The organism is Curtobacterium salicis, assembly GCF_011759505.1.
GTDB classification, from domain to species: Bacteria; Actinomycetota; Actinomycetes; order Actinomycetales; family Microbacteriaceae; genus Curtobacterium; species Curtobacterium salicis.
Map to the genome: position 1 here is coordinate 40,314 of NZ_JAAOYO010000006.1, position 11,747 is coordinate 52,060.

Sequence of the window (11,747 nt, forward strand, 5' to 3'; positions counted from 1 at the left end):
GATGGCGTCCAGTCCTCCCGTCGCGCCGCTCCGCGGCCGCGTCCCCCGCCCCCGCCGCCGCGACGACGGCGCGATCATGCCCGCCTCCGGCCGCGGCAGCTACTGGTTCTACCTGCTCCCCGGCTTCGTCCTGCTGGCGGCGATCATCCTCGTGCCGCTCGGATGGAACGTGTACCTGTCGTTCACGAACTACCGCGGGATCCTGCCGCCGCAGTTCACCGGCCTGGACAACTGGCGCCGGCTGATGTCCGACGGGCAGTTCTGGATCTCGTTCCGGAACAGCATCGTGATGATCCTGGCGATGGTGATCGTGCCGACCAGCCTGGGCCTCGTCCTGGCCGCTGCCCTGTTCGACGTCATCGGCAAGAAGTTCGGCGGCAAGCTCGCCAGCTTCCTCCGGGCCACGTACTACCTGCCGCAGATCCTGCCCGCGGTGATCGCCGCGATCGTCATCGGGTGGATCCTCCGCCCGGAGAACGGCGCGCTCAACGCGGTCCTCGGTGCGGTCGGCCTCGACGGCCTGCAGCACAACTGGCTCGGCAGCCCGGACACCGCCCTGCTCTCCGTCGCGGTCGTGCTCGTCTGGGTGCAGATCGGCTACCCGGTCGTCGTCTTCATGGCGGCCCTGCAGCGCGTCGACCCGGAACTGTACGAAGCCGCCGAGCTCGACGGCGCGAACTGGTTCCAGCGCTTCCGCTCCATCACGGTGCACATCATCCGGCCCGAGATCTTCGTGGTCGTGCTCACCTGCACGATCGCGGCGCTCAAGGTGTTCGGCCCCGTGTACGCCCTGACCGGCGGTGGCCCGGGCAACGCCACGATCGTGCCGAGCTACTACTCGTACAGCCAGTTCTTCCAGGCGCAGCAGGTCGGGTACGGCGCGACGATCGCCACCGCCCTGACGGTCGTCATCGTCATCGTCGCCATCGGGTTCATCGCCGCCCAGAACCGGGCCGAACGCAAGGAGGAGGCACGATGACCGTGTCCGCACCCGACACCAGGGCGACCGTCGCGGCGGACGCGGGGCGTGCCTCCCGTCCGACGACGCCGAAGCCGCGCAAGCGACCCGGCGAAGGCGGGCGCAAGCGGCCCTCCGACTGGGTCGTACTCGCCGGCGGGATCGTCATCGCGGTGCTCATCGCCGCGCCGTTCCTGCTCATCCTGCTCAACTCGTTCAAGACGCCGGCGGACTACGCGGCCGGCGGCCCGCTCGCCTGGCCCACGCAGCTGTCCTTCGACGGCATCACCACGTTCTGGAACCGGGTCGACTTCCCGTTGAAGCTCTGGAACAGCGTGTTCATCAGCGGCATGGTGGCGCTGCTCGCGGTGCTCATCTCGATCCTCAACGCGTTCGCGATCGGCATCGGGCGGGTCCGCTACCGCACCTGGATCGTGGTGCTGTTCATGCTCGCGAACATGCTGCCGCAGGAGGTCCTGCTCTACCCGCTCTACATGATGTTCAAGGGCATCGGACTGTACGACAACGTGTGGAGCGTCATCATCGTCTTCACGGTGATCCAGTCCGCGTTCGGCACGTACCTGCTGTCGAGCGTATACGGCACCTTCCCGAAGGAGATCCTGGAGGCCGCCGCACTCGACGGTGCCGGCCGCTGGCGCGTGCTCTGGCGTGTGATCGTGCCGATCAGTCGCCCGACCCTGTCGGTCCTGCTCATCTTCTTCTTCATCTGGACGTGGAACGAGTTCCTCATCCCGCTGACCTTCCTGGTCAGCAACGACAACCAGACGGTCCCCGTCGCGATCTCCCTGCTGCAGGGCGACCGCCTGATGGACGTCACCACCACGAGCGCGTCGGCCCTGCTCGGCCTCATCCCGACGCTCGTGTTCTTCCTCATCTTCCAGCGCACCCTCGCGCGCGGCATCACGGCAGGAGCGGTCAAGTAATGAAGTTCACCGACGGGTTCTGGCAACTCAGGCCCGGAGTCCACCCCGTGTACGCCGCCGAGGCGTACGACATCGACGCGCGGACGTCGCCGGAGGGTGACCGCCTGGTCGTCACCGCGCCGACGAAGGTCATCGCGTCGCGGGGCGACACCCTCAACCGTCCGACGCTCACCGTCTCGCTGTCGAGCCCGATGGAGGGCGTGGTCACGGTCCGCGTCGAGCACTTCCGTGCGCCCCGTCCGGAGCTCTCGTTCGACCTGGTCGGGAAGGAGGCCGGGCACGGGTCCGTCACGGTCGCCGACGGTGTCGGGACCCTCACCTCCGGCGACCTGTCGGCCGTCGTCACGCCCGGGGCGCCGTGGGACCTGCGGTTCCTGTCGGAGGGGCGGGTGCTCACCGGGTCCGGCCACAAGTCGCTCGGGTACGTCACCCTCGACCCCGGCGCCGAGGTGTCCCGCGGGGTCGTCGGCAACGCGCGGGTCCAGGGCGCGGACGCACCCGCCTCGGACCGGTTCGTGCACGCGCAGCTCGACCTCGGCGTCGGCGAACTCGTCTACGGGCTCGGCGAGCGCTTCGGGCCGCTCGTGAAGAACGGGCAGACCGTCGACATCTGGAACGCCGACGGCGGCACGTCGAGCGAGCAGTCGTACAAGAACGTGCCGTTCTACCTGACGAACCGCGGCTACGGCGTGCTCGTCGACCACCCCGGACACGTCTCGTTCGAGGTCGGCTCCGAGACCGTCGAACGCGTGCAGTTCTCGGTGCCGGGGGAGTCCCTGGTCTTCCACGTGATCGGTGGCGGCAGCCCCGCGGCGGTGCTCGAGCGGTACACCGCGCTGACCGGCCGTCCGGCGCACGTGCCGGCGTGGTCGTACGGTCTGTGGCTGTCGACCTCGTTCACCACGGACTACGACGAGGCCACGGTCACGTCGTTCGTCGACGAGATGACCGCCCGCCAGCTGCCCGTGTCGGTGTTCCACTTCGACTGCTTCTGGATGCGCGAGTTCACCTGGTGCGACTTCGAGTGGGACCCCCGGGTGTTCCCGGACCCCACGGGCATGCTCGGCCGCCTGCACGACAAGGACCTGCGGGTGTGCGTCTGGATCAACCCGTACATCGGGCAGGCGTCGAAGCTGTTCGACGAGGCCGCCGAGGCCGGGTACCTGGTCCGGAACCCCGACGGCACCGTGTGGCAGTGGGACCTCTGGCAGGCCGGCATGGGCCTCGTCGACTTCACCAACCCGGACGCGACCGCCTGGTACCAGTCGAAGCTCCGCGCGCTCGTCGACCAGGGCGTCGACTGCTTCAAGACCGACTTCGGCGAGCGGATCCCGCTCGACGTGGTCTACGCCGACGGCAGCGACCCCGAGCGGATGCACAACTGGTACACGCAGCTGTACAACCAGGCCGTGTTCGAGGTGCTGCAGGAGACCAAGGGCCCGGGCGACGCCGTCGTCTTCGCCCGTTCCGCGACCGCCGGTGGCCAGCAGATGCCGGTGCACTGGGGCGGGGACAACACCTCGTCGTTCCCGTCGATGGCGGAGACCCTGCGCGGCGGCCTGTCGCTCGCACTGTCCGGCTTCGGCTTCTGGTCGCACGACATCGGCGGCTTCGAGGGCACCCCGGACCCGGCGGTGTTCAAGCGCTGGGTGCAGTTCGGTCTGCTGTCGTCGCACAGCCGGTTCCACGGCAGCAGCTCGTACCGGGTGCCGTGGGCGTTCGACGAGGAAGCGGTCGACGTCACCCGGGCGTTCACCGAGCTGAAGCTGCGACTCATGCCGTACCTGTACGCGGCCGGGCTCGAGGCGTCGTCGCGGGGCATCCCGGTGATGCGTCCGATGCCGCTGGCGTTCCCCGACGATCCGACCGCGGCGTACTGCGACCGGCAGTACCTGCTCGGACCGGACCTGCTCGTCGCGCCCGTGTTCAGCGAGTCCGGCGACGTCGAGTACTGGCTGCCCGCGGGTTCGTGGACGAACTGGTTCACGGGCGAGGTCGTCACGGGCGGGGTCTGGCGGCGCGAGCAGCACGGCTTCGACACCCTGCCGCTCTGGGTCCGTGAGGGGGCGGTCCTGCCGCTGTCCACCCGCATCGACCGGCCGGACCACGACTACCACGAGGCGCTCGAGCTCCGCGCGTTCCCGGGAGCCGGTGGTGCCGGTGCCCGCGAGGTCGTCGTGACCTCCCCCGAGGGTCGTGCGGTCACGTACCCGGTGTCCTTCGACGCCGACGGCACGGTGACGACCGCCGGCTGACGCGCGATCGTCCGTCCGCGCTGAGCGACGGTCCTCGCGGCCGCCACCACGAGGACTGTCGCTCAGCGCGGGACGAAGCGGACCGAGCGGACAGCTACGCTGGCGGGACGGACGATCGGAGCGGCCATGTCGGAGGCGAGCACTGCCTCCCGTCCGGTGCGCACCACGGACGTCGTCCGCCGCCGCAACCTGGCACGGGTCCTGCGCCTGGTCCACGAGCGCGGACCGATGCCCCGCTCGGCACTCACCCGCGAGACCGGCCTGAACCGCTCGACGGTCGCGGCGCTGGTCGGCGAACTCGTCGACCTCGGCCTGGTCGTCGAGGGTGACGCGCCGCCCGCGACCGGTGTCGGACGGCCGAGCGCGACGGTGTCCGCGTCCGCCGAGGTCGTCGCGCTGGGGATCGTGCCCGAGATCGACGCCGTGACGCTGGCGGTCATCGGCCTGGACGGCACCGAACACGAGCGCCGCACGGTCCGCACGTCCTCGGTCTCCACCCCGGACGAGGCGCTCGCCATCGCCACCGACCTCGTCGCCTCGGCCACCGGACGGCAGCGGGACGCGGGCCGTCGGGTCGTCGGCGTCGCCGTGTCCGTCCCGGGCATCGTCCGCGTCGGCGACGGCGTCGTCCGGTACGCGCCGCACCTGGCCTGGCGGGACGAGGCCTTCGCCGCGCCGCTCGCCGACCGCACCGGGTTGCCGGTCCGCGCGGCGAACGACGCGAACCTCGGTGTCACGGCGGAGTTCCTCTACGGTGCCGGCCGCGGCGCGACCGACGTCGTCTACGTCAACGGCGGCGCGAGCGGCATCGGTGGTGGGATCATCACCGGCGGACGTCCCCTCGCCGGAGCCGCCGGGTACGCGGGGGAGCTCGGCCACACCTTCGTCGCCGCGAACGGCATCCGTTGCCACTGCGGCGCGGTCGGGTGCCTGGAGACCGAGGCGTCGCAGGCCGCGCTGCTCGATGCCGCCGGGCTCGGGATCGACGAGGCCGACCGGCTCGGCGACGTCCTCGCGGCGACGCCGGCACCTGCGCTCGCCGCCGTCGTGGACCGACAGGTCACCGCGCTCGCCGTCGCCATCCGCAACGTCGTACACACCGTCAACCCGGACGTCGTCGTGCTCGGCGGGTTCCTCGGCACGCTGCTCCGGCACGTCGGGACGCGGTTGGAGGAAGCCGTCCGGGCGCAGACGATGACGGCGATGGGCGAGGACCTGCGGATCGTGCCCGCGGAGCTCGTCGGCAGCGTGCTCTTCCGTGGTGCGGCCGAGCTGGCGTTCGCGTCCCTGCTGGCCGATCCCACCGCGGGCTGAGCACACCGGAACGGCACCGGAACCAGCACCGGCACGAGGGGGATCGCGGACGCCCGCCGCCGTTCGGGTCAGGGGCGGGCGTCCACGGCCTGCGCGTGCCTCCGGGAGTGGCAGGCGCGTGTCGTCGCTCCACGAGGTCAGGGTCCCTCGCGTGCCTTCCGGCTGGGCGACTGGAGCGACGCTACGCCGTCCGTCTGGACTGTGCACGGTATTCGTCGAACGGATGATCGGGTCGATCGGGTCGATCGGGTCGGTCGGGTCGGCCGGGTCGGCCGGTCGGTGGGCCGGGCTGCCGGTGCGTCCTCAGTCGACCCGACGGCGACGCGGCGCGGCGGACCGGGGCGGGGCCTCGCGGAGCCGGGTCCCCACCTGTCCCAGGATCCGCGCGAGCGATGCGACGTCGTCCTCGGACAGGGACGCGAAGAGGAGTTCCCGCACCAGGGCGATGTGTCCCGGGAACACCGCTGCCAGGACCTCGCGGCCGGCGTCGGTGATGGTGACGACGACCCGCCGTTCGTCCTCGGGCGACGGTGCTCGCGAGACGAGTCCGCGCTGGTCGAGCAGCTGCGCCTGGTAGGTCAGTCCGCTCCGGCTGTAGACGACGCCGTCGGCCAGGTCGGTCATGCTCCGGCTGCCGCTCGGGTCGTCGCCGAGTCGGGCGAGCAGCTGGAACTGCACGTAGCTGAGCGCGCCGACGTCCTTGAGCTGCTTCTCGACCGCCGGACGGAGGAGGGCGCTGACCTCGGTGAATGACAGGTACGCCGTCAGTTGCGCGCGGGTCAGGGCGGGAGGAGTCGCAGGCACGATCCCATCCTACCCGTTGCTTCGAGTTCGAAGCAGCGGTACGTTCCTCACCAGGTGCTTCGAACTCGAAGCAAAAGGCATCATCAACGAGAGGAAACGATCATGCGTGCAGTCCAGTTCTCCGAGGTCGGCGGTCCCGAGGTGCTGCGTACCGTCGACGTCGAGCAGCCCGTCCCGGCCGACGGTCAGGTGCGGGTCCGCGTCGCGGCGTCGGCGTTCAGCGCGGCCGACAACGGCATGCGGGCCGGCTTCCTGCCGATCCCCGTCGTCCTGCCGCACATCCCCGGCTACGACGTCTCCGGCACGGTCGACGCCGTGGGGGCCGGGGTCGACGGCCTCGCCGTCGGTGACCCGGTCATCGGGTTCCTGCCGATGGAGCGCGACGGCGGCGCGGCCGAGTACGTCGTCGCACCCGCGGAGGCCCTCGTCGCCGCCCCGACCAGCATCCCGCTCGCCGACGCCGCCGCGCTGCCCTCCGTCGCGCTCACCGCCTGGCAGGCCCTGGTGGACGATGGCGGGCTCACGGCCGGTCAGCGTCTGCTGGTCGTCGGCGCCGGCGGTGTCGTCGGCAAGTACGCGGTGCAGCTGGCGAAGCAGATCGGCGCGCACGTCATCGCGACCGCCAGCCCCCGCAGTGCCGACGCCGTCCTGGCCGCCGGCGCGGACGAGGTGGTCGACCACACCACGACGGACCTGCTCGACGCCGTCGGCGAGCCGGTCGACGTCCTCCTCAACCTGGCCCCGATCGACCCGGAGCAGTTCACCCGCCTGGTCACGCTCGTCCGTGACGGCGGCGTGGTCGTGAGCACCACGGCGTGGATGGCCGCCCCGGACGACGCTGCCCGCGGAGTCCGGTCTGCGGTCGTCTTCGTCCTGCCGAACCGGGACCGCCTGACGCGACTCGTGTCGATGGTGGACGAGGGCACGCTGCACGTCGAGGTCACCCGCCGCATCCCGCTCGACGCGCTGCCCGCCCTGCACGCCGAGGCGAGTGCCGGCCCGGTCGTCGGCAAGGTCATCGTCCTGCCCTGAGGGCTGAGGGCTGAGGCCGGACGCCCGGGGCCTGACGGGGCGAGGCCGGTCCCGGGGCAGCGCCCGGTCGCGCCGTGGTCAGCGGCCGCGCCACCACGCGTGCGCGTCGCCGCGGTTCCGCCAGTCCGTCCGCAACCGTCGCGCCCACCGACGCGGCGGCGACGCCCGCCGGCCGTTCACCCGGAAGGTGTGGAACGCGCGGCGGGCACGCAGGACAGCGGACGGGAGGCTCGAGAACGGTCGCGCGGACACCCGCACGGTGAGCGCGGGATCGGCCAGCACCCGCCACGCCGGGTCGAACTGCATGCTCAGGTCGATGTCGTCGTGCACCTCGGGGTCATCGCGGTGCACCCGGTCTCGGACCGCGAGCCACGTCGAGCGGCGGAGTGCGGTGGCGGACCCGAACAGCGGCGGGCGGGAGAGGGCTCCGCGCATGAGCACGAAGTACGGCTGCATGTAGAGGACCGGCCAGACGACCCGGACGAGGGCACCGGCGTCGGACGGCCGGCCGGGCCCGGTGACCGCGACGACCGACGGGTCCGCGAGCAGCTCGAGCGCCGTCGCGATCCAGTGCGGCGGCGGCACGGAGTCCGCGTCGAGCCGGACGATCACGTCGCCACGAGCGGTGTCGTAGCCGCGGGACGCCGCCCGCGCGATGCCCCGGACCGGTTCGGTACGGACGACGGCTCCGGCCGCCCGGGCAACGGCTGCGCTGTCGTCGGAGCTGCCGTTGTCGACGACGACCACCTCGTCCGCGGGGCGGGTCTGGGCCTGGAGCGCGGACAGACACCGCCGCAGGTGTGCGGCGTCGTCCAGCACGGGGACCACGACGGACACGGATGGCATGGCCCGAGCCAACCGGACCGTCGCTGGGAGGAGCGCTCGTTCCGCTCCTCGTCTGGCGTTCTGGGGAGGGTGCGCGTCGAATCCGCGCAGATCGGCGTTCCTGGCACCCGTCCCAGAGGGTTCAGCGCACCTTCGGGTCCAACGCAGCGGGTGCACCGCCCGCCGCGACGAGAAGACCGGAAGGCCGACCATGACCACGAACCCACCCGGGAACGACTCCGGGACGCCCATCCACGACGCCACGGCTGCCACCGAGGGTCACGAGATCCACCCCGGCGTCACGGTCCCGTCCTACGCGAGCGGCACGCCCGTCGAGCGCCCCATCGGTTTCGACGACCTCGAACCGCTGGACGCCATCCCCGCCGACGAGCAGCTCCCCGCCGGCACCGTCCCCGCCGGCAGCCTGACCGCGAGCAGCACCGGCAGCACCGACTCCGGCAGCACCGGCTCCGACAGCTCGGGCGGCGGCAAGGCCAAGGCCGACGCCGCCAAGGGCGCCGCGTCGGACGTCGCCGGTGACGCCAAGGAGAAGGCCGCGAACGTCGCCGGCACCGCCAAGGAGCAGGCCGCGAACGTCGCCTCCGAGGTGTCGGACCACGCACGCCAGCTCTTCGGCCAGGCGTCGAGCACCGTCAAGGACCAGGCCGCCGACCAGCAGCAGAAGGCCGCCAGCGGGCTCCGCACCATCGGCGAGCACCTCGGCAAGATGGCCGACAACGACGACGAGCAGGGCCTCGCGGCGAAGGTCGTCCGCGACCTGTCGAACCGCGCCGGTTCGGTCGCCGGCTACCTCGAGGGCCGCGACCCGGGCTCCCTCGTCGACGAGGTGAAGTCCTTCGCCGCACGTCGTCCGGGCACCTTCATCGCGATCGCCGCCGGCGCGGGCATCCTCGCCGGTCGACTCGCCAAGGCGCTGACGACCGAGATCAAGCACGAGAAGGAAGCCGAGGCGAGCGGCAGCACCGGAACCGCCACCACCGAGGCCGACTTCGGCACGACCGGCACCGCCGGGTTCGGCACGACCGGACTGGGCACGACCGGCACCACCGGCACGGGTACCACCGGTTCCGCCGGGACGGGGCCGCTCGTATGACCGATCCGTTCCCCGGCGCGTCCGGTCGGACGGTGCCCGGGCAGCCGAGCGCCGAGGAGCGCGCAGCGTCGACGCCCCTCGGTGAGCTCCTCTCCGAGGTGTCCCGTGACCTCTCGACCCTCTTCCGCCAGGAGGTCGCGCTCGCCAAGGCCGAGCTGACCGACTCCGCGAAGAAGGCGGGCAAGGGCGCCGGCATGTTCGGCGGCGCAGGTGTCGCGGGGCTCTTCGCCCTGCTGTTCCTGTCGATCGCCGCGTGGTGGGGTCTCGGCTACCTCATCGGCAACGCGTGGTCCGCCGTGATCATCGCCGTCATCTACGCCGTCGTCGCTGCGATCCTCGCGTCGCGCGGTCGCAAGGAGATCAAGCAGATCGACGGCGCCCCCCAGACGGTCGCGACCGTCAAGGAAGTCCCCGAGACACTCAAGCCCAACACCGGGAGGAACTGATGAGCACCCCAGACGAGATCCGCGCCGACATCGAGCGCACCCGAGGAGCACTCGGCTCGGACGTCGACGCACTGGCCGACAAGGTCAGCCCGTCACAGATCGCCCATCGCCAGTCCGAGAAGGTCAAGGGCAAGTTCCAGGACGTCCGTGAGTCCGTCATGGGTGCCGCCGGCAGCGCGCGCGACTCCGTGATGGGTGCGGCCGACTCGGCTCGTTCCAGCATCTCGGGCACCGGGTCGAACGCCACCGGTTCCGCGAAGGACGCCGCCTCGCGTGGTGTCGAGAAGGCGAAGGGCAACCCGCTCGCCGTCGGCCTCATCGCCTTCGGTGTCGGCTGGCTCGCGTCGTCGCTCCTGCCGTCCTCCACCAAGGAGGAGGAGCTCGCCGGTGAGCTGAAGGACAAGGCCGCTCCGCTCGTCGACAAGGCGAAGGAGCAGGCGAAGGACGCCGGCGCACCGCTGCTCGACGCCGCGAAGGAGCACGCACAGGACCTCAAGGGCACCGCGCAGGACGCCGCCCAGACGGTCAAGGACGAGGCGCAGGGCGCCGCGTCCGACGTGAAGGACAACGCGCAGTCGTCGGCCGACGACGTCCGCAACGCCTGATCGCGTCACCACCTGACGGACGGGAGGCCCGGGACCAGCTGGTCCCGGGCCTCCCGTCCGTCTCGTGGCGGGTCACCGCGCTCTCCGGCGCACCTGAGGCGACGGTCGTCGCCCACGGAGCAGGCTGGCCGCATGTCCGACACCCCCACCACCGCCGTCCTGTTCGACATCGACGGCACCCTGGCCGACTCGAACTACGCCCACATCGACGCGTGGTGGCGGGCCTTCCGCGCCGTGGGGGAGTCCGTCGACGCCTGGCGCATCCACCGGGCCATCGGGATGGACTCGTCGAAGCTGCTCGAGGCGCTGCTGCCGGACGCCTCCGAGGACGTCCGCGACACCGCGAAGCAGTTCCACACCGCGTTCTACTCCGAGCACATGCCGCAACTGCGCCTGCTGCCCGGCGCCCGTGACCTGCTCGAGGCGGTCGCGGGTCGCGGGCACGCCGTGATCCTCGCGACGAGTGCGCCGCAGAACGAGCTCGACCGTCTGCTCGAGCTGCTGGACGCCGAGCAGTGGATCACCGCCGTCACCAGCAGTGAGGACGTCGAGCAGGCCAAGCCGGACCCCGGGATCATCGAGGTCGCCCTGCAGAAGGCCGGCGTCGACGCGGACCACGCGGTCATGGTCGGCGACGCGATGTGGGACGTCGAGTCCGCGAAGCGTGTCGGTGTGCCGTGCATCGGCGTGATGACCGGCGGGATCGGCGGCGACGAACTGCGCGGTGCGGGTGCCGCGGCCGTGTACGACGACGCGGCGGCGTTGCTCGAGGACCTCGACGCCAGCCCGATCGGCTCGCTCGGTTGAGCAGCCCTGCTGCCGGTGTCGGCGCGGGTGCTGCCCGTCGGCGCGGTACGCCCGCTGTCGTCCGTTCGTGTCAGGATTGACGACCGTGATCACCATCGAACGCGTGCCCTGGGAAGACCCGCGCGGAGTCGCACTCCGCGCGACCATGGACGAGGAGATGCACGAGCGCTACGGCGACGGCAACCCCGGAGAGGCCCCCGAGGTCTCCGCGGAGCGCAACCGTGTGCTGTCCGTCGACCCGAGCACCGTCGTGACGTCCCTGCTCGCCGTCGACGAGGACGGGACCGTCCTCGGGCACATCGCCGTCCGACGCCTCGGGGACGAGATCGAGCTGAAGCGCCTCATCGTCCTGGCGGCCGCCCGGGGCAAGGGCGCCGCGACCGCGCTCCTCGACGAGTGCGCCCGGGTCGGCCGCGAGCAGGGCGCCAGTCGCCTGATCCTGCAGACCGGTGACAAGCAGCCGGAGGCCGTGGCACTGTACGAGAAGACCGGGTGGGACCGCATCGACGTGTACGAGCCGTACGCCGAGACCATGCCGTGGTCGTACTGCTTCGCGAAGGCGCTCTGACCGGCTGTCACTGCGAGACCGGACATCCTGGGAGTTCGGCCGCGGTGAATTGCACTCTCGCAGAAGGAGTGCAAG

The 11,747-nt window shown here is 71.5% G+C and carries 12 protein-coding genes; 10 read left to right on the plus strand and 2 right to left on the minus strand.

The features are described 5' to 3' along the window. Positions 1-76 precede the first annotated feature (76 nt). From E9228_RS16535 to E9228_RS16550, 4 genes are all read left to right on the plus strand, one after another. Complete coding sequence (locus E9228_RS16535) at positions 77-979, plus strand: carbohydrate ABC transporter permease (RefSeq protein WP_252728551.1); 903 nt, start codon at positions 77-79, stop codon at positions 977-979. Continuing rightward, a complete protein-coding gene (locus E9228_RS16540; RefSeq protein ID WP_166781646.1) occupies positions 976-1,902 on the plus strand; it encodes a carbohydrate ABC transporter permease in 927 nt (308 codons plus the stop codon). The genes E9228_RS16535 and E9228_RS16540 overlap by 4 nt, the downstream gene beginning before the upstream one ends. Next, entirely contained in the window at positions 1,902-4,157 is a 2,256-nt protein-coding gene (gene yicI, locus E9228_RS16545; protein ID WP_166781647.1) for an alpha-xylosidase, read from the plus strand. The genes E9228_RS16540 and yicI overlap by 1 nt, the downstream gene beginning before the upstream one ends. Positions 4,158-4,283: 126 nt before the next feature. Further along, on the plus strand, positions 4,284-5,471 hold the full coding sequence (locus tag E9228_RS16550; protein ID WP_166781648.1) for an ROK family transcriptional regulator: 1,188 nt from the start codon (positions 4,284-4,286) through the stop codon (positions 5,469-5,471). 303 nt (positions 5,472-5,774) lie between these two features. Here E9228_RS16550 and E9228_RS16555 read toward each other — a convergent pair whose 3' ends face one another. Next, complete coding sequence (locus tag E9228_RS16555; protein WP_166781649.1) at positions 5,775-6,275, minus strand: MarR family transcriptional regulator; 501 nt, start codon at positions 6,273-6,275, stop codon at positions 5,775-5,777. 102 nt (positions 6,276-6,377) lie between these two features. Here E9228_RS16555 and E9228_RS16560 point away from each other — a divergent pair, with 102 nt between their 5' ends. After that, positions 6,378-7,307, plus strand: coding sequence for an NADP-dependent oxidoreductase (locus tag E9228_RS16560; protein WP_166781650.1), 930 nt, complete (start codon positions 6,378-6,380; stop codon positions 7,305-7,307). 78 nt (positions 7,308-7,385) lie between these two features. Here E9228_RS16560 and E9228_RS16565 read toward each other — a convergent pair whose 3' ends face one another. Further along, the gene (locus E9228_RS16565) at positions 7,386-8,153 is read right to left on the minus strand and encodes a glycosyltransferase family 2 protein (RefSeq protein ID WP_166781651.1); all 768 of its coding nucleotides are present in this window, start codon (positions 8,151-8,153) and stop codon (positions 7,386-7,388) included. Between the two features lie 190 nt (positions 8,154-8,343). Here E9228_RS16565 and E9228_RS16570 point away from each other — a divergent pair, with 190 nt between their 5' ends. The 5 genes from E9228_RS16570 to E9228_RS16590 all read left to right on the plus strand — a co-directional run bounded on the left by E9228_RS16570 (position 8,344) and on the right by E9228_RS16590 (position 11,672). Beyond that, entirely contained in the window at positions 8,344-9,246 is a 903-nt protein-coding gene (locus tag E9228_RS16570) for a hypothetical protein (protein WP_166781652.1), read from the plus strand. Next, complete coding sequence (locus tag E9228_RS16575) at positions 9,243-9,692, plus strand: phage holin family protein (protein ID WP_208386469.1); 450 nt, start codon at positions 9,243-9,245, stop codon at positions 9,690-9,692. Before E9228_RS16570 ends, E9228_RS16575 begins: the two co-directional genes overlap by 4 nt. Continuing rightward, positions 9,692-10,297: a DUF3618 domain-containing protein gene (locus E9228_RS16580; protein WP_252728512.1), complete on the plus strand. Its 606-nt coding sequence runs from the start codon at positions 9,692-9,694 to the stop codon at positions 10,295-10,297. The genes E9228_RS16575 and E9228_RS16580 overlap by 1 nt, the downstream gene beginning before the upstream one ends. Positions 10,298-10,429: 132 nt before the next feature. Continuing rightward, positions 10,430-11,104 carry an HAD family hydrolase gene (locus E9228_RS16585; RefSeq protein WP_166781653.1) on the plus strand — a complete coding sequence of 225 codons (675 nt, stop codon included), beginning with the start codon at positions 10,430-10,432 and terminating at the stop codon, positions 11,102-11,104. An 85-nt stretch (positions 11,105-11,189) separates the two neighbouring features. Beyond that, positions 11,190-11,672, plus strand: a complete 483-nt coding sequence (locus E9228_RS16590) for a GNAT family N-acetyltransferase (protein WP_341849931.1) — start codon at positions 11,190-11,192, stop codon at positions 11,670-11,672. Positions 11,673-11,747 lie beyond the last annotated feature (75 nt).

Bases quoted from the DNA above. Each gene is read 5' to 3' on its own strand.
- yicI (WP_166781647.1), top strand. From the start codon at position 1,902: ATGAAGTTCACCGACGGGTTCTGGCAACTCAGGCCCGGAGTCCACCCC.
- E9228_RS16570 (WP_166781652.1), top strand. From the start codon at position 8,344: ATGACCACGAACCCACCCGGGAACGACTCCGGGACGCCCATCCACGAC.
- E9228_RS16580 (WP_252728512.1), top strand. From the start codon at position 9,692: ATGAGCACCCCAGACGAGATCCGCGCCGACATCGAGCGCACCCGAGGA.
- E9228_RS16540 (WP_166781646.1), top strand. From the start codon at position 976: ATGACCGTGTCCGCACCCGACACCAGGGCGACCGTCGCGGCGGACGCG.
- E9228_RS16560 (WP_166781650.1), top strand. From the start codon at position 6,378: ATGCGTGCAGTCCAGTTCTCCGAGGTCGGCGGTCCCGAGGTGCTGCGT.
- E9228_RS16550 (WP_166781648.1), top strand. From the start codon at position 4,284: ATGTCGGAGGCGAGCACTGCCTCCCGTCCGGTGCGCACCACGGACGTC.
- E9228_RS16535 (WP_252728551.1), top strand. From the start codon at position 77: ATGCCCGCCTCCGGCCGCGGCAGCTACTGGTTCTACCTGCTCCCCGGC.
- E9228_RS16585 (WP_166781653.1), top strand. From the start codon at position 10,430: ATGTCCGACACCCCCACCACCGCCGTCCTGTTCGACATCGACGGCACC.
- E9228_RS16575 (WP_208386469.1), top strand. From the start codon at position 9,243: ATGACCGATCCGTTCCCCGGCGCGTCCGGTCGGACGGTGCCCGGGCAG.
- E9228_RS16565 (WP_166781651.1), bottom strand. From the start codon at position 8,153: ATGCCATCCGTGTCCGTCGTGGTCCCCGTGCTGGACGACGCCGCACAC.